General features: G+C 48.1%; 17 protein-coding genes, 1 pseudogene and 1 riboswitch. Of the genes and pseudogenes, 6 read left to right on the top strand and 12 right to left on the bottom strand.

Translation table 11 applies throughout. The features are described 5' to 3' along the window. Positions 1-14: 14 nt before the first annotated feature. The 3 genes and pseudogenes from ACE3MQ_RS21690 to ACE3MQ_RS21680 form a co-directional block, all read right to left on the bottom strand. Positions 15-349 (bottom strand): annotated as a pseudogene (locus ACE3MQ_RS21690) (cupin domain-containing protein); the annotation flags it as partial. 245 nt (positions 350-594) lie between these two features. Continuing rightward, complete coding sequence (locus ACE3MQ_RS21685) at positions 595-1,455, bottom strand: MurR/RpiR family transcriptional regulator (protein WP_379396622.1); 861 nt, start codon at positions 1,453-1,455, stop codon at positions 595-597. Positions 1,456-1,611: 156 nt separating this feature from the next. Next, complete coding sequence (locus tag ACE3MQ_RS21680) at positions 1,612-1,764, bottom strand: hypothetical protein (RefSeq protein ID WP_379396620.1); 153 nt, start codon at positions 1,762-1,764, stop codon at positions 1,612-1,614. Between the two features lie 526 nt (positions 1,765-2,290). Here ACE3MQ_RS21680 and ACE3MQ_RS21675 point away from each other — a divergent pair. Then, positions 2,291-2,959 (top strand): phosphatase PAP2 family protein, encoded by a 669-nt coding sequence (locus ACE3MQ_RS21675; protein ID WP_379396618.1) that lies wholly within the window; start codon positions 2,291-2,293, stop codon positions 2,957-2,959. A gap of 77 nt (positions 2,960-3,036) precedes the next feature. Here ACE3MQ_RS21675 and ACE3MQ_RS21670 read toward each other — a convergent pair whose 3' ends face one another. Further along, positions 3,037-3,849 carry a DUF6612 family protein gene (locus ACE3MQ_RS21670; RefSeq protein WP_379396616.1) on the bottom strand — a complete coding sequence of 271 codons (813 nt, stop codon included), beginning with the start codon at positions 3,847-3,849 and terminating at the stop codon, positions 3,037-3,039. Positions 3,850-4,101: 252 nt separating this feature from the next. Between ACE3MQ_RS21670 and ACE3MQ_RS21665 the strand changes: the two genes are divergently transcribed. Then, complete coding sequence (locus ACE3MQ_RS21665; RefSeq protein WP_379396614.1) at positions 4,102-5,334, top strand: peptidase; 1,233 nt, start codon at positions 4,102-4,104, stop codon at positions 5,332-5,334. A gap of 97 nt (positions 5,335-5,431) precedes the next feature. Here ACE3MQ_RS21665 and ACE3MQ_RS21660 read toward each other — a convergent pair whose 3' ends face one another. Both ACE3MQ_RS21660 and ACE3MQ_RS21655 read right to left on the bottom strand, forming a co-directional pair. Beyond that, complete coding sequence (locus ACE3MQ_RS21660; protein WP_379396612.1) at positions 5,432-10,582, bottom strand: choice-of-anchor I family protein; 5,151 nt, start codon at positions 10,580-10,582, stop codon at positions 5,432-5,434. Between the two features lie 205 nt (positions 10,583-10,787). Beyond that, on the bottom strand, positions 10,788-11,768 hold the full coding sequence (locus ACE3MQ_RS21655) for a DMT family transporter (RefSeq protein WP_379396610.1): 981 nt from the start codon (positions 11,766-11,768) through the stop codon (positions 10,788-10,790). Positions 11,769-11,885: 117 nt separating this feature from the next. Further along, positions 11,886-12,038, bottom strand: a riboswitch (FMN riboswitch). A gap of 305 nt (positions 12,039-12,343) precedes the next feature. Between ACE3MQ_RS21655 and ACE3MQ_RS21650 the strand changes: the two genes are divergently transcribed. Both ACE3MQ_RS21650 and ACE3MQ_RS21645 read left to right on the top strand, forming a co-directional pair. Further along, complete coding sequence (locus tag ACE3MQ_RS21650; protein WP_379396607.1) at positions 12,344-13,096, top strand: ABC transporter ATP-binding protein; 753 nt, start codon at positions 12,344-12,346, stop codon at positions 13,094-13,096. Continuing rightward, positions 13,084-13,836, top strand: coding sequence for an ABC transporter permease (locus ACE3MQ_RS21645; RefSeq protein ID WP_379396605.1), 753 nt, complete (start codon positions 13,084-13,086; stop codon positions 13,834-13,836). The genes ACE3MQ_RS21650 and ACE3MQ_RS21645 overlap by 13 nt, the downstream gene beginning before the upstream one ends. A gap of 68 nt (positions 13,837-13,904) precedes the next feature. Here ACE3MQ_RS21645 and ACE3MQ_RS21640 read toward each other — a convergent pair whose 3' ends face one another. From ACE3MQ_RS21640 to ACE3MQ_RS21615, 6 genes are all read right to left on the bottom strand, one after another. Further along, the gene (locus tag ACE3MQ_RS21640) at positions 13,905-14,765 is read right to left on the bottom strand and encodes a MetQ/NlpA family ABC transporter substrate-binding protein (RefSeq protein WP_379396603.1); all 861 of its coding nucleotides are present in this window, start codon (positions 14,763-14,765) and stop codon (positions 13,905-13,907) included. Positions 14,766-14,819: 54 nt separating this feature from the next. Next, a complete protein-coding gene (locus tag ACE3MQ_RS21635) occupies positions 14,820-15,503 on the bottom strand; it encodes a methionine ABC transporter permease (RefSeq protein WP_379396601.1) in 684 nt (227 codons plus the stop codon). Beyond that, a complete protein-coding gene (locus ACE3MQ_RS21630) occupies positions 15,496-16,260 on the bottom strand; it encodes a methionine ABC transporter ATP-binding protein (RefSeq protein ID WP_379396598.1) in 765 nt (254 codons plus the stop codon). The genes ACE3MQ_RS21635 and ACE3MQ_RS21630 overlap by 8 nt, the downstream gene beginning before the upstream one ends. A 217-nt stretch (positions 16,261-16,477) precedes the next feature. Next, complete coding sequence (locus ACE3MQ_RS21625; RefSeq protein WP_379396596.1) at positions 16,478-17,227, bottom strand: stalk domain-containing protein; 750 nt, start codon at positions 17,225-17,227, stop codon at positions 16,478-16,480. Positions 17,228-17,769: 542 nt separating this feature from the next. After that, positions 17,770-18,099, bottom strand: a complete 330-nt coding sequence (locus tag ACE3MQ_RS21620) for a thioredoxin domain-containing protein (protein ID WP_379396594.1) — start codon at positions 18,097-18,099, stop codon at positions 17,770-17,772. A 19-nt stretch (positions 18,100-18,118) separates the two neighbouring features. Further along, positions 18,119-18,880 (bottom strand): SDR family NAD(P)-dependent oxidoreductase, encoded by a 762-nt coding sequence (locus ACE3MQ_RS21615; RefSeq protein WP_379396592.1) that lies wholly within the window; start codon positions 18,878-18,880, stop codon positions 18,119-18,121. Positions 18,881-19,062: 182 nt separating this feature from the next. Between ACE3MQ_RS21615 and ACE3MQ_RS21610 the strand changes: the two genes are divergently transcribed. Both ACE3MQ_RS21610 and ACE3MQ_RS21605 read left to right on the top strand, forming a co-directional pair. Next, a complete protein-coding gene (locus ACE3MQ_RS21610; protein ID WP_379396590.1) occupies positions 19,063-19,332 on the top strand; it encodes an AbrB/MazE/SpoVT family DNA-binding domain-containing protein in 270 nt (89 codons plus the stop codon). After that, positions 19,329-19,664, top strand: coding sequence for a type II toxin-antitoxin system PemK/MazF family toxin (locus ACE3MQ_RS21605; RefSeq protein WP_379396588.1), 336 nt, complete (start codon positions 19,329-19,331; stop codon positions 19,662-19,664). Before ACE3MQ_RS21610 ends, ACE3MQ_RS21605 begins: the two co-directional genes overlap by 4 nt. The last annotated feature ends 399 nt before the right edge of the window (positions 19,665-20,063 follow it).

The raw sequence follows: 20,063 nt of genomic DNA, 5'->3' as shown, positions 1-20,063 counted from the left end.
TGAACTAGGGTTGCATAGTATATCGTCATGCTTAGCCGGGCTAGTACTTCCCCTGGGTTAGAGTAGGTTGGGGCCTGTCCGCCCTAACCCTGATGGAGTCTCCACGCTTTAATTTATATTCGCATTCATTTACAACGATCAGGAGCTCCCCATCAAAAACAGTAATATACTCCTCCGTCCCCTCTCTATGACCCTCAGATCGCAGTATCCCTCCTTGCTCAATTTCAACAGTATATACTTCAAAGCGTCGATCCTCTTGATAAGGAAAATAGGGATATACTCGATACCTTCCATTGTCTTCAGACAATACCTGTATTTCATTTCTCAATACGACCTTAGTGTCAGGCAGCAGACAACCCTTCAATATCATTATGGCTGTTTTAATAGTATATAGTGCTTTTTCAATTGCTTTTAAATAAGAAAAATCAAGTCATAGGATCAGAAAAAGCTCTCCAAGCGATGGAGAGCTTTTCGTTTCAACTCATTCGGGCAGTCTATCCGTCTCAAATCATGGCGTCCAAATTTGCACAGCTTCTTGGCAGATAGGATTACGTTGTATGAAATGAACAATAATTGAGATTATTGGTGTTCTCGTTAGTACAGTTTCTCCGAGATTGCTTTTGCCGTTATCTTGCGGTACTTCAGAGCTTCATCTTTTATTTTCAAAGAAACCCCAACATTCAGGATATCAATAATAGCAAGCTGGGATATCTTTGCGGCCATAGAGCTGCCTTGAAATGGATTTTCTCTGGCAACCATCAACAGTTCGATATCCGCGAGTTTGGTGATTGGAGAGCGGGCATTGCTTGTAATAACCACTATTTTGGCGCCCGCCTTCTTGGCCAGGCTCAAGTTCTCTAATGTATCCTTAGTGCTTCCCGAGATGGATATCCCGACAGCTACATCTCCCGGACGCATTAACGAAGCTGTCATGGCCTGAAAGTGCGTATCCGTCTTTGCGAAGCTTTGCTTGCCGATCCTGGAGAAGCTGTGCGCGGCCTGCAATGCCGTTAATCCTGAGGAGCCTACACCAAAAAAGTGAATATGATTAGCTCCAGTCAATAAATCAATGGTCTTCTCCAGCTGATCCGAACTAATCAGCTCCGAAGTTTGTTCCAGCGTCTCAATATGCATGGAGATTACCTTGCGATTTAAAGTTTCGGCATCATCCTCTTCAGACACCTCGTTATACAGTCGATCGGATGGCTTGACCAAATCTTGCGCCAGAGCTAATTTAAAATCCTGGAAACCATGGAATTTCAGCTTTCGGCAAAAGCGGATCACCGTCGTCTCACCGACGTCAGCTCTCTCCGCAAGCTCGGTTACCGAATGATAAATAATATCTTGAGCATTCTTTAATATAAAGTTTGCTACTTTCTGTTCTGTTTTGGTCAATCCATTAAAATGACTTCTTATGGATAACAATGTCTTTCCCATTCCCTGCTCGATGGACAAATCAATTCCCCTTTCAGGCAGCCCTACAATAGCGGTACTGTAGACTCACCTATATTAAGTTATACATAAATTCCTGTAAAAGGCAATCTGTATGTCCCAACAAGCTGCATTACGGGAAAATTAATTTTTATACAAAAAAGCCTGCCACAGCCCCAACTACTCCCCAAATGATTTTAAGGAAGCCGCAGCTACATCGATTTCCCGTGCTCTCTCCTCAAAAACAGGAAGCAGTTGGCGCGACAGTTCATCACGAACTGGGGTATATCCGTCCTTAGCCATTCCCCGTTTCAAGAGCAAAGGCCACTTCAAACATTCGCTCCCAAGGCAACGATACATTGCGAACACCAATGTCCGGGGCTATAGTTTCCCGTAAATATCTATCTACGAAATCATTCAGCATCCTCAAGAGCCTGACAGGAAACAATAAGTCCGCCTTTAAGCGTTTGAATCATTGAATGCAACATCGTGAAAGCCTCCATTAAAAAGAAAAAATTATTTTATTATTTAATATAAAGCGGATATAATCTCCTAAAAAGCTTAAAAAAATATTCTCATATGCCTGAATATGAATTTGTGTGGATATAATCTCCATATTCGAAAATAATATTAGTTATTTTCTTCAAGTATAACCGGACACCTGTTTTTTGTAAACAACAATATATCACCTTCAAACTTAGATTCAACTAAACTCATAGTTCAGATCAATATCAAAGTTATAATATTAAAACTCTGTAAGAAAGTTCTTACATTAAATAGGTGGTGATTTTTCTGCACATCTGCTATACCTATGGAGTAGCATATATACAGAATTTGAAGAAGTAAGGGGTAGAACTGTTTGAAGAGGACGCATGCAGATTACAAGCCATTGTTATGGATTTTAGCCATTCCTGTGCTAAACATTTTTTATGGCGTATTGAATCACGGGAATACAACCGTCAGAAGCCTGATGATCTCCTGGGATGACTACATCCCCTTTATACCTGCTTTTATTATCCCGTATATCCTATGGTATCCTTTTATTCTGACCATGCTCGTTGCTTATTTTATAAAAAATAAAACAACGTACTACCGCACGCTGCTTACGCTATGCCTGGGACTCGTCGCCAGCTATATCACCTTCTTTTTCTACCAGACGACCGTAGGTCGTCCGGTGATTACAGAGACGGGGCTAACCTACTGGCTGGTCAATTTCATTTACCAGACGGATGGCCCTTATAACTGTTTTCCGAGCATTCATGTCCTTACCAGTTATTTGATGCTCAAAGGATTGTCTGAATGCAAATGGTCGGCCTTGGCCAAATGGACGATTATCATCGCATCCTGGACGATTACGGCTTCCACGGTATTCGTAAAGCAGCATGTTGTCCTGGATATTGCGGGAGCAATTGTGCTGGTTGAGATCATATATTTCGTTGTGCGTAAATGGGTTTTCCCAACCGAGCCGGGCCTTTCCGCAGCCAGCCAGCCCGTTTATGAAGCAGCCCGCGAAATTTCGCATCATTGATGAAGCCTCCTCTGCTTCCCAATCGCAAATGAACGCCCCCCCTTGCCGGGGGGCGTTCCGAGTTTTGCGTCCTGTATTTATTTGGCGGCCAGCGCTTCCTTCGGTATACTGATTTCCTTGATTCCATTATAATTGGAATATTTGCTTCTCGATTCGCTTTCTATAGAAAACGTGCTGCCTGACGCCAGCGTCACATCCATATCCGTGGATAGACTGATTTCAACGGGGTAATAAGTGTCTTTGTGGACGGTGTACACTATGTTGGCCTTTCTGATCTTTAGATCGGAATAATTATCCGTCAGCGGCTCGCCTCGAAAATTGGTCTGGTTTCTATAGCTTTCGGTGAACTTTATCAGTTGACTCTCATTCAGCTTCGCTCTAATTACATAATGTTCCCCTTCTTCGCTGACTTCCAGTACGTCCTGAACGGATTGATAGGGCTCAAGCTGTCGCCAGGGATAGCCTTCTTCCTCCATGCTTGGCATCACTTTTACTCTCAACTCTTCATTCATCTTCATCCATTCACTGCCTAACTTCATGTATATGGCATCTTTCGTTACGTACTGTTCCATTTCCATGGACATATCCTCGGTGGGCAGCTTCGTATCAGAGCTCACATGCATCTGAAACGGCTCCTTAATAATATCGCTTATCGTCAACGTATCGACGATTTGCTCCGTGGAAGCAGTATTCGAAACCCTGTCTACAATAATCTGATATACATCCTCTTCAATCGAGAAGCTCTTTAATTCCTTTCCGGCCTCGCTAATTCGCTCGATAAGCTCTGCGGCCTCCGGCAGGTTTGAATGCGGAGTTGAATTGGCTTTGCAGCCTGAAACGACAATCGCCGCCATGAGACCCGCCAATAAAACCGCCATCCATTTATTCAAGTTAGATATCCCCCTATGACAAAAGCATTTTCATTCTTAATATTCAATTCTATAATAAGGTATCCATTTACCTAATTCTTGTCAACTGACGAAAAAGGACGCCCCCCCAACACCCTCACAGCCTGTAGACAAAGTTCCGTTAGGAAAAGGTCTAATAAAAAAATTGCAACATTCCAAGATATGCTTCGTCTATGAAATTGTAGACAACCGCACAGTACAAATACATCATGGAAAAAGTGGAGGTATGACAAAATGAGAAAAATGCATAAAGCGTTAGTAACTACGGCTATTCTTGCGGTGGCGGCAGTGCCGCTAGCAGTAAGCGCACAGGATATTCCGCTTCCAACGATCCATAACGGACAAGGGTTGATTGTCAATCAAGTGAAGACCATACCTGGCACAATGGGCCAGATCACAGATTTCGTGAATGATAAAACAGGCAAGTTCATTACCGTTACCGGTCGCGGGCTTGCTCCGACAGATCAAAGCGAAATTATTTTAGCTATCACCAAAGATACCAAGATCATAGATGCCCGGGGAAAAACGGTTCCCTTAAAAACGATCATCGATAAAAATATGGTTGTTAAAGCATTCTATAGCCCTAATATTACGAAAAGCCTTCCTGCGCGCGGAACAGCTTTGACGTTGGTTGTTCAGGATCAGAGCTTTACCGGAATCAATGGTACCATTTCCGAGGTAAAGGAAAACGGTATTGTTGTAAATGGTACAAACATCTACTCCGGGTATGAGGATACGATTGTCCTGCACTTTGCCGACAATGCCCAAATATTAGGCCAAGACGGCAAAGCCATCAATGCAAGCGAGCTCCAATCCGGCATGAGCATCAGAGCGTTCTACGGCCCTGCTGTTACGGCGAGTCTTCCGCCTCAATCGACTACAAATTATGTCTTGGTCACGGCATCCGGAGAAACAGATCAAGAAGAGGCTCCGGGCACAAGTGGAATTATTACGAATGCAGCCGAGGACAAGATTACGGTAATCGGAAAAGCGATGGAGCAGGGCGGAGTAAATTATGTCATTCTAACCGTGGATGAGAATACCCAAGTCTTGGATCAAGACGGCAACACGTTAAAATTGGATGCCTTAAAAGCCGATACAAGTGTTGATGCTTATTACGGAGAAGTAATGACGATGATCTACCCTGCTCAGACGCATGCAGATAAAATCGTTGTTAAGACCGAGGAAGCTATTAAAGTCGAGGGCACCATCGTCGAAACGAATCGTACAGCGAAAGGCCAAGTGTACGTTGATGTGAATTCCGATCAATCTACAGGCAACGACGTGATCTTGAATGTGCTCGAAGATACCACAGTGATTCCATTAATTGGCGGGGAAACCGAATTAAAAGCAGGCATGAAAATTGTCGCTTACCATTCCCCTATTATGACCCGCTCATTACCAGGCATCACGAATGCCGAAATTGTAATCATTACATCGGATGACCATACTGCAGCAAATAATTGATGCCCAAACCGCTGCAATTAGTAACAGCCGTTCTCTCTGGAGAACGGCTGTTTGTTTAGGAGTCATTTTTCTGATATTCGGCACCAGCCGCAGCGGTTTAATCTATAAACCTCAGCAGCTGCAGCATTTTTAGCAATATTACCGCAGCCTGGGCGCGCGTGACCTTGCCTCCATAGTCGAATTCACCGAGGTTATTTCCTTGGATAATTCCGTAATCGGCCAGCAATTCGACGTTCGTCGCCGCCCAAGCAGGCAGGGTATCCCGATCTTTAAATTTCAACAAGGAATGAACCCCTCCGGCGGCATTCGCTGAATTAGCCTGCGCTGCCGAATCCACTGCCGTATGCTTCTCGTTCCCTTTGACAAGCCGAATCGCATGTGCTGCCATCACGGCCATTTCAGCGCGGGTCAGCTCTTTCTCCGGTGCAAAGCGGCCGGATTCATCGCCGCTAACGATACCATATTGCGCTGCAGCGGCGATTTCCGCCGCAAATGGCGTATTCGGCCCGACATCCGCAAATGGGTCATTGCCAGGAGTCATGGCTGGAAGCAATCCCAAGCTCCTAATCAGCAAAGCTGTAAATTCCGCTTTGCTCATGACTTGTCCAGGGGCAAAGCTTGACTCATCAATGCCCTTAGCGATCATTCGCGAGGCCAATGCTTCGATCTGCTGCTCCGCCCAGTGTCCTTGAATATCCGTAAATGTTTTGCTGTATTCCAGCACAGCATAAATGCTGTTGCCCGGCCGTTTGATTTCCAGCGCGGCTCCTTCTTCGGTGACTTTTTTTACAGCAGGCACGAATTGCAGCTCCTGGGCAGCCTCAACGTATTGGACTGCCGTTAATGGTTTATCAGCGTCCCTTGCAGGGATACGAATCATTCGACTGATATAGGTCAATCCAAAATAGCCGATTTCACGCTCCGAATCATTCACTGATAAAGTGACCTTAAAATCAATCGCTGTTTGAGGGACGAGCCTTGCGCCCAGAGCGACAGCTTCATCGTTAATTTGCTCTAATCTCTTGCCTGAGATCGGCGCTAAGGTCACATTGACCCATGCCGCATCCAGATCCGGCGGATGGCTTCCGCTCGCCAATGGCTGCAACCCGAGTACATGCAGAGGGAGATGGTAACTAGCCGAAGCGGTGCGTATGACCAAGATTAGGTTTTTATCTCTTCCTGAGGCTGAGGCCAGTACCTTTGCCGGAAGCGAAACTATGATTGGCCGCAGAGATGAACCCGATCCTGCCGCAATCGGTGTCCCCGTCTGAATAATCACCTCGCGCTGCCCCTTCTCAGCGGCTGCCAAAGCCGCCTCCACATCGGACAATCGAGCTGTAATTCGAATCATCTCCGTTCCGTCTGCAGCGGTTGCTTCCGTCATTTGCAATTTTTCCCCCGCCAGCATGTAGGCTCCTGTGCCATGGCTCGCGCTGGCATCATTAGCGCCAACCCCATTTTCCTGCTTTAAGTCAGGACTGTCACTGTGGCTTCCTCCATCATCAGGGCTGCTACTGCTGCCCCCATTACCAGTCCCCCCGCCAACGCTGCCGTTGCCATCTCCTGGATTCCCCCCGGGTTTGGCCTGCTCCACAATCCGGCCTTCTACCTTAGGAGAGACTTTACCGCCAAGCTGCTCTACATAGTCCATGAAAATCTCATAATCCGGGTATCCAAGATCCTCATAATACGCTCCACTCGCAATGGCCTCGGCAAAAGAAACATATCCGTCTCCCCCGTTCGCCACAAAGCTGTTTGTCGCCAAACGATACGTAGCAGATTCATTTAACGCAATGTATCGATCCCCGCTCTTGATCTGAACATCATATACTTTATTGCCCACAGAACCATGCGGATCCCACTTGAATTTCATCCCGGCAACCTGCGGGAATTTGCCCGGCAGGTCGGCGAGCTTGGCTCCGCTGATTCCGTTCTCCAGGCCGTCCTTAAGCTGCTTCCCCGTCACGTCCAGCATAACAAGGGTATTCCCGAACGGCATTACCGTGCGCAGCTCGCCCATCGTAATTTCGCCTTCATCGATAGAGGCACGAATCCCGCCGCCGTTCGTCAGAGCCACGTCGGCATTTTTTAATGATTTCCCCTTCGCCAGCATACCGTCAGCGATAAGATTGCCGAGATTCGTCTCTCTGGAGCGGACATGGTTACGTTCGCCGTCAAGAGCAGCGTCGGCAATTCCGATCACTTGTTTTTTGAGCACATCCAGCGCTGCATTGAATGGTTTCAGCATGGCTAACAGTACGCTGTTTTCCTCCACTTCGCTGTCTACCGCAATCAGCTGTCCGGACGTTTGGCCTGATCCCGTTAACACAACCCCGTTACGGTCGAAATAAAGATCCACCCGGCCCAAATATTTCCCCCACTCGTTGGCCTGGACAATCACGGTCGGCTCACTGCCGCTGGAGTTCACAACAATTTCAGGCCTTTCCAGCTTGGTATGCGTATGTCCGCCAACGATAAGGTCGATTCCTTCTACCACGCTAGCCAACTGCTTATCCCGGCTATAGCCCAGATGAGACAATACGATAATAATGTTGATTCCTTCCTGCTCCATAGCCTTTACCGTCTCTGCAGCAGCTTCCGTGGCTTGACGAAAAACAACGTCCTTGCCCGGACTCGATGTTTCCTTCGTATCTTCCGTCGTCAGGCCCATGATCCCAACACGCTTGCCGTTCACATCTAACACGACATATGGATACACACCAGCGTCCCCGGTCGTCTTGAGAGCTCCAGCATCAATCGTCTTCGGTGCTCTGATCCATGGGCTCATGCTTCTATCCTTGCTAAAATCAATATTCGAGCTCACGAGCGGAAATTGCGCCTGACCTACAAAATCAGCAAGCACCGCCGTCCCTCGATCAAATTCATGATTGCCAAATGTCATCGCATCATAATTCAGCCTATTCATAAACGCTAGATCCGCCAGTCCCAGCCATTTCGTAAAATAAAGATCCCCTGAAAATACATCTCCCGCATCCACCAGCAAGCTATTGCCCGCCGTCTCCTCGCGTATTTCCCTGACGAGCGTTCCGCGTCTTGCGATATCGGCCAAGTGAGCATGCGTATCGTTCGTATGCATGACGGTCAGCTTCCAATCTGCAGTGGAAGCCTCGCTGACCGTAATCTTTGCCAAGGCCATCCCGTAGCCGTCCTCGCTCACTGCTGTAATTTGGGCAATTCCGGCAGAAACGGGTGTGACCAGGCCGACAGCATTTACGGAAGCCACACTTGGATCTGAGGAGCTCCACCTGACACCAGGCTGGCCTACGCCGACCGCATCTACCGTTGCAACCAGCTTTTCCCCGTCCCCGCCTAAGCTGAGCTGCAGCTCGGTTTTATTTAAGGTAACTTTGCTAACCTCCAGCTCAAGCACGGCAACCGTCCCGCCGACTTCATTAGCCACGAGCAATAGCGGGCGACCTGTCGGACTATCCGGTGCTGAAATAAACTCTAATCCTTCCGGTCCGGTATCGGTCTCCAGGCCGGCGCCAAAATCGCGCGTATTTGTATAATTAACGAATTCGGGCGCAGCCGGATTCGTTACGTCATAGGTCATGACGCCGCCGATCCGCTCCAGCCCGACGAAAGCGAACACCTTGTCGCCGACCTGGCCGAGTGTGACGTATTCGGGCTCAGGCCCTTTTTTGCTGCTGCGGTCATCCGGCTCTGTTTTGCTGTTGCTCGTATTAAAGTAATCCGGCAGCCGCTGAGCGGTGATTTGCTCGAAATCACTGCCGCTATCATAGACAAGCTTCATATCTGAAGCATTCCAGACGGCAAAAGAACGCCCTCCGTACAAGTAAACATCGTCACTTCCCAGGTCTCCGGCGACTTCCACTTTATCGTAAGCCGTTCCTTTATCAGCAAGAAACTGTGCCGCTGGCGAGTCAGGGCTCAGCCGGGTTCGCAGCTTCCCCAGCGTCGTTCCGTTTTCCCTGCCCGGCCACTCGGTCACATCTCCTTCATTGGCCGTAAATAGATAGGTTTGCCCACCGAAGTCATAAGCGGCTATCCCATCCGGCAGGTACAAGCCGTAAAAAGGAACATTCTCCAGCTTAATCGTGCCATCCTTCAGCAAATCCAGAGCATTGGGCGGATCATTGAAGTCCTTAGCGCCAAGTCCTCTTACGGACGTTGCCGTTTTGGAGCCGATATCCACCTCAGCGATCGCGTTATTCTCCTGAAGCGACACATATGCTGTCGCCCCATCTGCTGACAAGGCGATATACTCGGGCTCCAGATCGAATACAGTGTCCGTCTTTGATCCACGGCCCGTTATGCTGCCGTCTGCACCAGAAGCTCCGCGAATATGCACTAAATCATCAATGACCGAAGGATCATTAAATTTGACATGCACCACATCTTCGGTCAGCGTATCCACAATCGTAACGCTGCCTTCCGGATCTATGCCCGATACACGGGGCTCTCCTTCATCTGCGGTCAAAATGTAGCGTCCGTCCGGCGTAAATAGCACCATGTCCGGCTGCACGCCAGCTTGGTAGGACGTTAATAAACTTCCGTCCTCATCCAAGATGAGAATCTTGCCTGACTTTGCAGCATCCGCTTCCTGAACCGATACGGCCACTCGTCTTGTTTCCGCATGAACATCGACACTCGTTAGATCGCCGTATACAAAGCCCTCCGTCTCAGCCAGCTCCTTGACTTGAATTGTCTTCTCCTTCATTAATACTTCGTTTGCATCAAGCTTCACAATGTCAATGCTCGGCGGATTAGAGGATCCGTTCACCAGGTAGAACTTTCCGTTCCGTTTATTATATTTGACGATCTCGGCCACGCCGCCGTCTTTATTCGCCGCACCGACCCGGTATGAACCTATTTTGCGGATATAGAGCTTGTCCACAAAGGTAGAAGCAAACGCGGCGGCGTAAACGCTTTGTGTTACCGCAAATGTCTCATCCGCATGATCGTAAGTATCTTGAATTTCATCTGTCTGTAATCCATCTTCCTGCAAATCAACAGTTCCTAATTCATCTGTACTTAATTCATTCCTTAGTAATTTATCCGCTGGTAATTGTGGAGCAAGCATTTCGTCAACTGGAGTCCCTTCTCCAACGGCTCCGGTAACATAAGTTTGGGGCAGAATCTGCTCCGTTATATCAAGAGGTACGCTATTTGCCTTGGCGAAAGCCGTAGTTCCAGTCCATAGTGAGCCGGCAGCAAGCTGAACCGCCAGCAGTAAAAATAGAGCCCTGCTGCTTTTATTTCTCAAAATAAAGTACCTCCCCGAATTATTATCGCCCCCATCATATAGAACAAGTGTTAACGCTATCGCTTCAAATTTTACGCTTTATGTAAATTCCCTTACATAGAGACAAAAAAGCCAGCAGGCTTCTTCTCTTAAGGAAGATGAAACCGCTGGCCCTGTAATCTTTATTGCCATATTAGACACTTATGATGATCGATTCACTCAATAATTATGAGGACTTAATCGCCACATCAGGCGATTCCTGAGATTGTCGGGAAATAATGAACAATGTCGTCCAAATCAGGATGAACCCAAAAGCCTGCGCCAGCGTAACCATCTCCTGGAGGGCAATCCAGTTAATGAGCACACCGACCATCGGGAAGCTCAGCTCGGCAAGTGTGGCTACGGATGCCTTGGTCGTTGTCAGACCTTTATAGTAAACGAGCAGGCTAAGCAAGCCTGGCAGCAGCGCTTGACCGAGCAAATTCAAGGATACGGCCGCGAATGCGCCGGATTCGGTAGGTATGTTCCAAGCCGCGCCTTCGTTCCAGGTAATCGCGAATAGCAGCGGCAGCGCCAGCAAGAAACGCAGCGAGGTTACCGTTTCGTATTTCATTTGACCTACCATCAGGCGGCCCATTACGGTAGAACCGCCCCACAGGGCAGCAGCGCCCAGCGACAGCAAGCTGCCGACTTGCACAATTTCGCTCCAATGCCCGAGCGGCAGCGTAAAGCCAAAGGTTAGCAGATAAGTACCTGCCACGGCTATAATAACGAGCCAAGAGAAGTGACGCGGCAGCCGTTCCTTGAGCAGCATTCTCGCCAGCACGATGGCAAACAGCGGCTGGAGCTTCTGCAGCAAAAGTACGGCATTCGGATTGCCGTTGACGAGTCCCATCGTGAACAGAATAGTAGCGATGGCCGATCCGCCCCAGGATATGAATAGAAGGGCTCCGGCCTGCTTCCAGCCCAAGCCGCGCAGCTCCTGGCGATTCTTCCACATGACGGGAATAGCGATTAGCGCGATAATGATATGCTCCAGCAGCACGATTTGTGCGGATGTGAGCGACTTAAGCAGAATGATGCGAAATAACGGATCGGCGCCCCATAGGGCAGCGCCCAGAACGACCAGCCAGAATCCACTTTTGGAGCGAGTGGCTTGCAGCGGCCGCGAAGGTTTGATCTTGACTCCTACAGATACATTTTCCATGATGCGTCTCCTTACCTTGAATACGGAGTCTTGCACGCAGAAAGCCCCCGTCGACGAGCAGACGGGGGCTGATCAAATAAGCTTGCCTGGACACAATAAATCCATGGCATGCTTATTATTGATCTTCTCCCATCCGGACTTTACCGTCGGCCCTGGAATTGCACCAGATCAGTCGCAGCCTAGTTCAGGCAGCGAGTCGCGGGCTGAAGACCGTTCAAGGAACGGACTATCACCGCCGGTCAGGAATTTCACCTTACCCCGAAGATCCATATTCAAATTTTTTGTATTTTATGAAAAAGTGTTATTGCTTTGAATTTAGAATACTACAAATTGATGTTTGTTCCTGTGAAGGAAGTCACATTTGATTGAGTTGTTTCATGTAATTTCATTTCACTTTCATCCATTATAGCATTTTTTCACAACATGCGTAATCCATTTTTTTATTCCTTCCTTACTTTCTATGCCCATAAGCCCAGAATTGTGTGGATAACCAAATAATCGCCGGTTCTAATAACCCGAAGGGTTTGCTAAAATAAACTGTATAAAAACCTACAAAAAAGAGGTGCCCTTCCATCTTGCCTAAGCTGCTTGAATTCGAACAATTGAAGAAGAGTCACGCCAATTCTTCCGAGGCTCTTCTCTTTAGCCATGTAAGCGCAGCGTTAGATCATCACGACCGAGTCGCGCTGCTCGGTATTTCCGGACAAGGGAAAAGCACCTTGCTGCGAATTTTATCCCTGCTGGACGTTGCCGATGAGGGAGATATCCGCTTGGAAGGCGTATCTTCGACGCAAACCGACCCTATCGCGTGGCGCAAGAACGTCTGTTATGTGGCCCAACAAGCAGTCATGCTGCCCGGCAGCGTTCAGGATAATTTGCAGACCGTCCATCATCTTCACCATATTCCTTATGACGCTCAGCTTGTGAGCAAGCTGTTGACCCAGCTAGGATTGGACACTATGGATTTACATAAGAATGCAGCCGATTTATCCGGCGGAGAGAAGCAGCGCATCGCCCTGATCCGTTCCTTGCTATTGCGTCCAAAAATACTTTTGCTGGACGAAATTACGGCTTCACTGGATCTAAGCAACGCAAAGCGGGTTGAAGAGATGCTCCAGGATTGGCATCGCCAGGAAGGCACTAGCATGATATGGGTGACGCATCAGTTAGAGCAGGCCGCCCGGATCAGCGATTATGTGTGGTTTATGGGGAACAACACGTTGCTCGAGAAGACGGCAGCGGGACAATTTTTTAAGCAGCCCGAAACAGAACTCGCCCGTCAGTTCCTGGATCAGCCGCTGGTCAGGGGGGAATTATGTCTCTCCTAGCACTCAGCTTCACGATAATATTTGTCATGGTCACGATGCTGGTCTCCGTATGGCAGAAGCTTGATCTGGAAAAAGATATCGCGATCGGCACAATCCGTGCCGCTGCGCAGCTGCTGCTGGTCGGATATGTCCTTCAGTTTGTGTTTAACAGCAATCATCCCGTGTTCATTATAGCCATTATCCTGTTCATGATTATCGTTGCTTCAAGAAATGCAGCTAAACGGGGGAAAGGTCTGAAGGGCATCTGGTGGAGGGTCGCCGTGGCCATTTCGACGACGGAAATATTAATGATGGGCCTGCTGCTCGGGCTGAACATCATCGACCCTACCCCCCAGTATATTATTCCGATTAGCGGGATGACGATCGGCAATGCCATGGTCGTGGCCGGCTTGTTCCTGAACCAATTCAAGCGCGATATTCATGCCTCGCGCGGAGAAATCGAGACGCTGCTGTCTCTCGGATCGACCGCTCGAAGATCGGTTCAGGAGGTGATGAAGCGTTCCGTGAAATCAAGTATGATCCCGACCATTGACGGAATGAAGACCGTAGGGCTCGTTCAGCTTCCCGGCATGATGACCGGCATGATCATTGCCGGAGCCAACCCCGTCGAAGCGGTGCGGTATCAAATCCTTATCGTGTTTGCCTTCACCAGCTCCGCCGCCATCACCAGCATCCTGCTGAGCACGCTCAGCTACCGTCAGTGGTTCACCAAGGATTTGCGCCTGCGTCAAATCGAGTAGCGGAGTTTAGCAAAGAATCCGGGACTCCTCCTGTATGGAGAAGACCCGGATTCTTTTTGCAACTATTTTTATTCAAAAGCCGGTATTGCGATTTCATCATAATTTTCTTGCAGGAACTGCTTCACCTCAGGGCCGGACATCGCCTTGGCCAGCTTCTGAACGGCTTCGGAGTCCCGGTTATCCTCACGCGCTACTAGCGTAATCGCAAAGTCGGATTCCGCCGTCTCGGTCAGCAGCGCATCCTTCTTCGGCGTTAAACCGAGCGGGCTTGCATAAGCTGGCGTCATAAGCACCAGGTCTGCATCGTCCAGCATCCGCGCCAGCATGAGCAGGTCTACTTCCTCGAACTTATAGTTCTTCTCGTTTTCGATAATATCTGCCTGCGTCGCGTTAATGCCCACGCCCTCCTTCAGCTTGATGATTCCAGCCTTATCCAGCATATCCAGCGAGCGGCCAATATTAGACGGGTCGTTAGCGATGGCAATTACCGCACCTTCCGGCAGCTCCTCCATCGATTTGTAGCGCTTCGAGTAGGCTCCATATACGGCATGGTAGATTGGCTGAACGGCTACCAGGCTGGCATTTTTATTCTCGTTGTATTGCTCCATATAAGGCACATGCTGAAAGAAGTTAACGTCTACTTCCTTGTTCGCGAGTGCATCATTCGGCTGGATGTTGTCTGATAATACAACGAGTTCCAGATTAACCCCTTCCTCCTTCAGCAGCGGCTGGACGAGCTCTAAAATTTCAGTCATCGGTGGAATCAAGGTAGCTACTTTTAAAGTAACTGCTTCCTGCTCCTGGGACTCCGTTTGAGCCTCCGGTTGATTTTGCGAAGACGAATTGTCAGCAGGGCTGTTCGCTGCCTGATTGCCGCAGCCTGTTACGAAAACCATAAGTAATGAGAGCATAAGTATCCATTTTTTCATCGTATGTTTCCCTCCAAATATATCTTTAAGTAGTAAATAAAATCTAAATTCTCGCTATGATCGTTTATCCAGTATCCTTGAGATCGTTGTGCCTGCAAACTGTATGCCCTGTACCAACACAATCATCAGGATGATGACCCCGGTCATCAGTTCCGTCTCAAAGCGCTGATAGCCGTAACGAATGGCAAAGTCGCCAATCCCGCCGCCTCCGACAATGCCCATGACGGTCGAGTAAGATATAAAGCTAATAGTTGAGGTCGTTAAACCCAGCACCAAGCCTGAGCGTGCCTCCACGTACAAAAACTTCACAATCATCTCCAGCTTGGACGCTCCCATCGAGCGAGCCGCTTCCATCACCCCGCGGGGCACATCCAATAAGGCTTGCTCCACCTGCCTGGAATACAGCGCGATGGCAACGATTGATAAAGGAATGGAAGCCGCCAGCGTCCCGATCGCCGTCCCGACGATCATGCGTGTGAGCGGAATCATAAAGACGACCAGCAGTAAAAACGGGAAAGAGCGAATGATATTCACGAGTCCATTCAGCACCCAGGATAACGAGCGATTTTCATACAATTGACCTTTGCGGCATAGAAAGAGCAGCGTTCCTGCCGGAAGACCGCAGAGGATGGCAGCTGCCACGGATATGCCCACCATGAGGAAGGTCTCGCCGATCGCCTTTCTGATCTCGGCTTCATATTGCACCATGCTGTCCAGGATCATAGAAACATCAAACATCGCAAAGCTCCTCCGTACCCAGCAATTGTTCCCTGTACGTTTTCGGAGGAGGGCTCTTGGCAGCAGCAACTCTTGCAGCCAATGCAAAGCTGTCCGTTAACCGCCCATCCTCCATGACGGAGACATGATTGCAAATCCGTGCCACAACATTCATTTCATGGGTAACCATAACAATCGTGACCCCCAGGGTCTTATTTACATGCTGCAGGACCGTAAGAATATCGTTCGTCGTCTTGGGATCCAGGGATGAGGTCGGCTCATCGCAGAGCAGCACCTTTGGGCTGTTCGCCAGGGCGCGGGCTATGGCCACTCGCTGTTTCTGTCCCCCGCTGAGCGTCGCAGGATACTCCTCTGCCTTGTCCAATAAGCCGACAAATTGCAAGCATTCGCGAACCCGTTCAGCCCGCTTCTTCTTCGGCACCCCGGCTAACTCTAGCGGAACCGAGACATTGCCGCCCACCGTACGATTCTGGAGCAAATTAAATTGCTGAAAAATCATGCCGATCGATCTTCGCGCCTCCCGCAGCTTCGGCTCGTTCATCGCCGTTAAATCTTTGCCTTCCACTACGACTCTTCCTGTATCTGGAGATTCCAGCATATTCATCAGCCGCAGAAGTGTGGACTTCCCTGCACCGCTAGGCCCGATGATTCCGTGAATGGAGCCTTCCTCAATTCTGAGAGTCACCGCTTCAACCGCAGCCAGCCTCTCGTTTCGCTGCTGTTCATAGCTCTTGCTTACTTCATGAAGTGAAATCATCAGGCTCTCCCCCTTTTAGCAGCCTGCAAATTGTACTACTAATATCAAACACCTGTTATACTCTTGATCTCCTCATGATTATACGTGATTAATGTCACTGTGTCACTAATTTTAAATAATATATCGGGCTTTTAGGAATAAAAAAACGAAAGACGGCCACGCACAGGTGACCGTCTTTCGGCTTAATGGCAAGCAAACATATAGTGAAACCTATAAATTAATTCTCCAGCCAGCTTTCATCCCAGATCACATAACCCGTGGAATCATCCCCTGCCGGCCCTTCAAATTTGACATACAGCTCCGTGGTATTGTTAGGAAGCACCATGACGTTCTCGACTACAGTTCCGCTCTCGATTTTCCCCGTAGCAAAAGCCTGTCCGTCCTTATCGGCAATCGTATACGTTCCGGAGTAAACTTTATCGGTTTTAGGCGCTTTAAATCCAACCAGCACGCCAACTTTTTTCGTGCCTTCCTTCACTTTAAAAGCAACGCCTTGGCCCGCACTGTTCACGCCGGTAACCATGAATGCAGCCTCATATTGGGTCTCCCCAAACTGCAGGTCCTCTTTATTTCGAGTAATGCCGCTCGTATAATAACTCCACTTAAAATGAGATACATTATTTACGTTAAAAGGAGTTCGTTCTCCCTTGCTCGGCGTTTCGGCAACCGTTCCTGCCGTAATTGAAATTTGCTGTTTGGCCGCATCGTAGCGAACATCCGCTCCAGTCGCTTCGGCTACGGCGCGAAGCGGCACATAGGTAGTTCCTTTATAACTGATTGGCACAGCCTTCGCTCCATTAGCATCCTTTGCCGTCCATGCTTGACCGTTAAGCAAAAAAGAAATGCCATGATTCAGGTTTGCCTGAATGCGCTCCAAAGTCGAAGCCGCAGATACCCCAGCAGAAAAGGTCAATAATAAAATAAGCGCCGTTCCGATCATTGCCGTCTTTTTAGATTTAAATTTCAAAAGTCAACTTCCTTTCTCACATTTTTTATGTACTTTTTTTCTACATAATCATACAACATTCTACATTTTTCTTAAAGTATCAAAATTCCCAATTACCAGGAGGCATCGCTGATAATTCAGGAACTTTCAACGATCACTCGCTTCCAACTCATCATTTTAGAGTTGCCTGCTTCTCAAGCCCCTTTAATCTGCGTTCTAGCTCCTGTACACTTAGCTGAGTAAAAGCACCGTTAACCGATCCGGCGTATATTTCATCCCCCGTCACATTCAACAGACCGCTTTTTGAGATTTACTCGCTTATTTCGGCGTATCCCATCCGGACATCCTGAATGCGCCCCCGTATTCATTGGATGCATAAACTATATGAGCCTGATAGGCCAGAAATTTTATATTTGCTAATATGTTAAAAAAACCTTGAAGGGCCCACGCCCGTCAAGGTTCAGTTAATTCGAGATCGACCACCGCCATGGTATGCATGTCAGGTCATCTTTTGATAAGCCATGCCAAGCCATGGTACACCATACCGCATAGACAAACCGAATTCAAATCTCCTCCGAAGCCTCCTCGTACCTATACAGCACCTGCTCCAATTCCTCAAAACGGACAAAGCGGGACTCCCGATACACTTCCTTGCCCTGAAAAAAGAGCAGCAATGTCGGCGCGGCCAACGCCAAATACTCCGCTGCCGTGTCCGGGGCATCCTCCATAAATACATAGATCCCCCGTACCGCTGCATGGGATTCCAGCAAGCTGGCTGCCTTCGCTTGGATCGATTCGCATACGCCGCATTGGCTTGTTTTGATCAACAGCAGCACCAAGGCATGCTCCTGTATTGCTTGTTTGATTTCGTTTAGCTGATGTAACCTTTGCATGTTACTCGCCTCTCTTTTCTTAGATGGAAGGCATTACATTTCCGCCGCTGACCGGGATATATGCTCCGGTAATGAAGCCAGCCAAGTCCGAAGCCAGAAAAGCGACGGCATTGGCAATATCCTGATCTTCGCCTCTGCGCTTCAACGGTACCTGCTCCACGTAAGCCGCATCATTTAGGTTGTTTTCACTGCGATCCTTCTCGCTGATCGTCCAGCCGGGGGCCACCTGATTGACCGTAATTTGGTGCTCTCCTACTTCTTTAGCCAATACGCGGTATACGCCGTCCATGCCTCTTTTGCCTGCCGTATAAGCGGACTGCCCTGGGAAGTTCTGCATCGCACATTCCGTGTTAATCCCGATGAATCGTCCCGTTCGCTTGGCGACCATGGCAGGAATGAATGCTTTTGCCAAAAAAACGCTCTGCATGACACAGGACTCGAACTGACTCACATAATCCTCCGGCGACTGCTCCAGAACGGATGCCCAGGCATACTGGACAACCGCATTCGCAACGACAATATCAGGGTCTCCCAATTCCGCACAAACCTGCTCCTTCATCTTGAGGATGGAGTTTTCTTTCGTAATATCCCCTTGTACAATCATTGCCGATCCGCCAGCCGAAATGACTTCTTGTTGTAATTCCTTCGCTTTAGCTTCATTATTCATGTAATGAATCGCGACCCTTGCGCCGCACTCGGCAAGCGTGCGGGTCATGACTCGGCCGAGCTGTCCCGTCGCGCCAGTAATTAGCGCTATTTTACCTGTCAGATCAATTTGCATGCATGTATCCGCCCCTTCTTAACCCTCTGCACTCTATCATGTTATATTTTACGATAATTCGCTGTGGATTTCTTCCGTATCAAATCCCTTGCATATGTATATTATATGTATATTATATGTATATACACTACTGAAAGGATTAGGTATTATTGAAGTATCATGAACGAAAGGAACGGATGCCAATGACAACTGTATCGCTTAGTAAATGGGGAAATAGTAACGCTATACGAATTCCTAACCAACTTATTAAGCAGCTTAATCTCGAAGAAGGAGCCGAAATGCAGATTATGCTGACCGCAGACAATGACATTTTACTCCGTCCTTTATCCAAACCCGAAGAGACCAACGAAGATTTACGTGCTCATTTACAAGCTCTTCTCTCTACAATCAAACCCGAATCACCACGCCACGAGGAAGTTGATTTTGGCATCGAAGGAGACGAGTTGATTTGAATATAGTCAAGCGCGGAGATCTCGTTTGGCTGGATTTTGATCCACAAGCTGGACGAGAACAAGAAGGCCGGCGTCCTGCCATCGTATTATCTGAGGTAGAATTTAATGAAATTACCGGCTTCGCGTTTGTCTGCCCGATTACAAGTCAAGCCAAAAATTATGCTTTTGAAGTTCCATTGCCAGAGGGATTGCAAATCTCGGGTGTCGTGCTTACGGATCAATTAAAAAGTCTAGACGTGAAAAAGCGTAAAATTAAAGTGATCGATCACATTCCGGCTGACTCCAGCTTCATGAGGCAAGTTCTTCGTAATACTAGATCCATTTTGGCATAAGGGTCTTTTTTAAAAATTAATTTTTCCTTTGAAGGCATCCTTAGCCACCAACACATCCTAAGCCATACCAACATCAAATTAGCCATGGCACCAGGACGAGGTCGATTTTTAGTCTCACAATGTGTCAATGTGTCTGAATGATGCCCTCAACATCATACTAGGTGGATTTCAGGCGGATTGGGAGTCGCTGCCAACAGATAAGTTGGACTTCCTCAACAACATACTAGATGGATTTCAGGTACTTATTTTTGTTAGTTCAGTGATTTCGAGTGAAATAAATGGAATTTATGTATCTATTTCATGCCTATTCAGCTCTCTATCTGTGCGGTCTCTTTTTAAATACTAGAAATTCATTTAAATACAGAATTTAACGCTCAGCAATGATTTTAAATACCTTAA

This window comes from Paenibacillus lentus (assembly GCF_042714055.1).
In the GTDB taxonomy this organism is placed as follows: domain Bacteria; phylum Bacillota; class Bacilli; order Paenibacillales; family Paenibacillaceae; genus Fontibacillus; species Fontibacillus lentus_A.
The sequence above is the reverse complement of the archived record's forward strand: the minus strand, read 5'-3'. Positions and strand labels throughout refer to the sequence as shown.

Bases quoted from the DNA above. Each gene is read 5' to 3' on its own strand.
- ACE3MQ_RS21665 (WP_379396614.1), top strand. From the start codon at position 4,102: ATGAGAAAAATGCATAAAGCGTTAGTAACTACGGCTATTCTTGCGGTG.
- ACE3MQ_RS21655 (WP_379396610.1), bottom strand. From the start codon at position 11,768: ATGGAAAATGTATCTGTAGGAGTCAAGATCAAACCTTCGCGGCCGCTG.
- ACE3MQ_RS21645 (WP_379396605.1), top strand. From the start codon at position 13,084: ATGTCTCTCCTAGCACTCAGCTTCACGATAATATTTGTCATGGTCACG.
- ACE3MQ_RS21640 (WP_379396603.1), bottom strand. From the start codon at position 14,765: ATGAAAAAATGGATACTTATGCTCTCATTACTTATGGTTTTCGTAACA.
- ACE3MQ_RS21635 (WP_379396601.1), bottom strand. From the start codon at position 15,503: ATGTTTGATGTTTCTATGATCCTGGACAGCATGGTGCAATATGAAGCC.
- ACE3MQ_RS21630 (WP_379396598.1), bottom strand. From the start codon at position 16,260: ATGATTTCACTTCATGAAGTAAGCAAGAGCTATGAACAGCAGCGAAAC.
- ACE3MQ_RS21620 (WP_379396594.1), bottom strand. From the start codon at position 18,099: ATGCAAAGGTTACATCAGCTAAACGAAATCAAACAAGCAATACAGGAG.
- ACE3MQ_RS21615 (WP_379396592.1), bottom strand. From the start codon at position 18,880: ATGCAAATTGATCTGACAGGTAAAATAGCGCTAATTACTGGCGCGACG.
- ACE3MQ_RS21610 (WP_379396590.1), top strand. From the start codon at position 19,063: ATGACAACTGTATCGCTTAGTAAATGGGGAAATAGTAACGCTATACGA.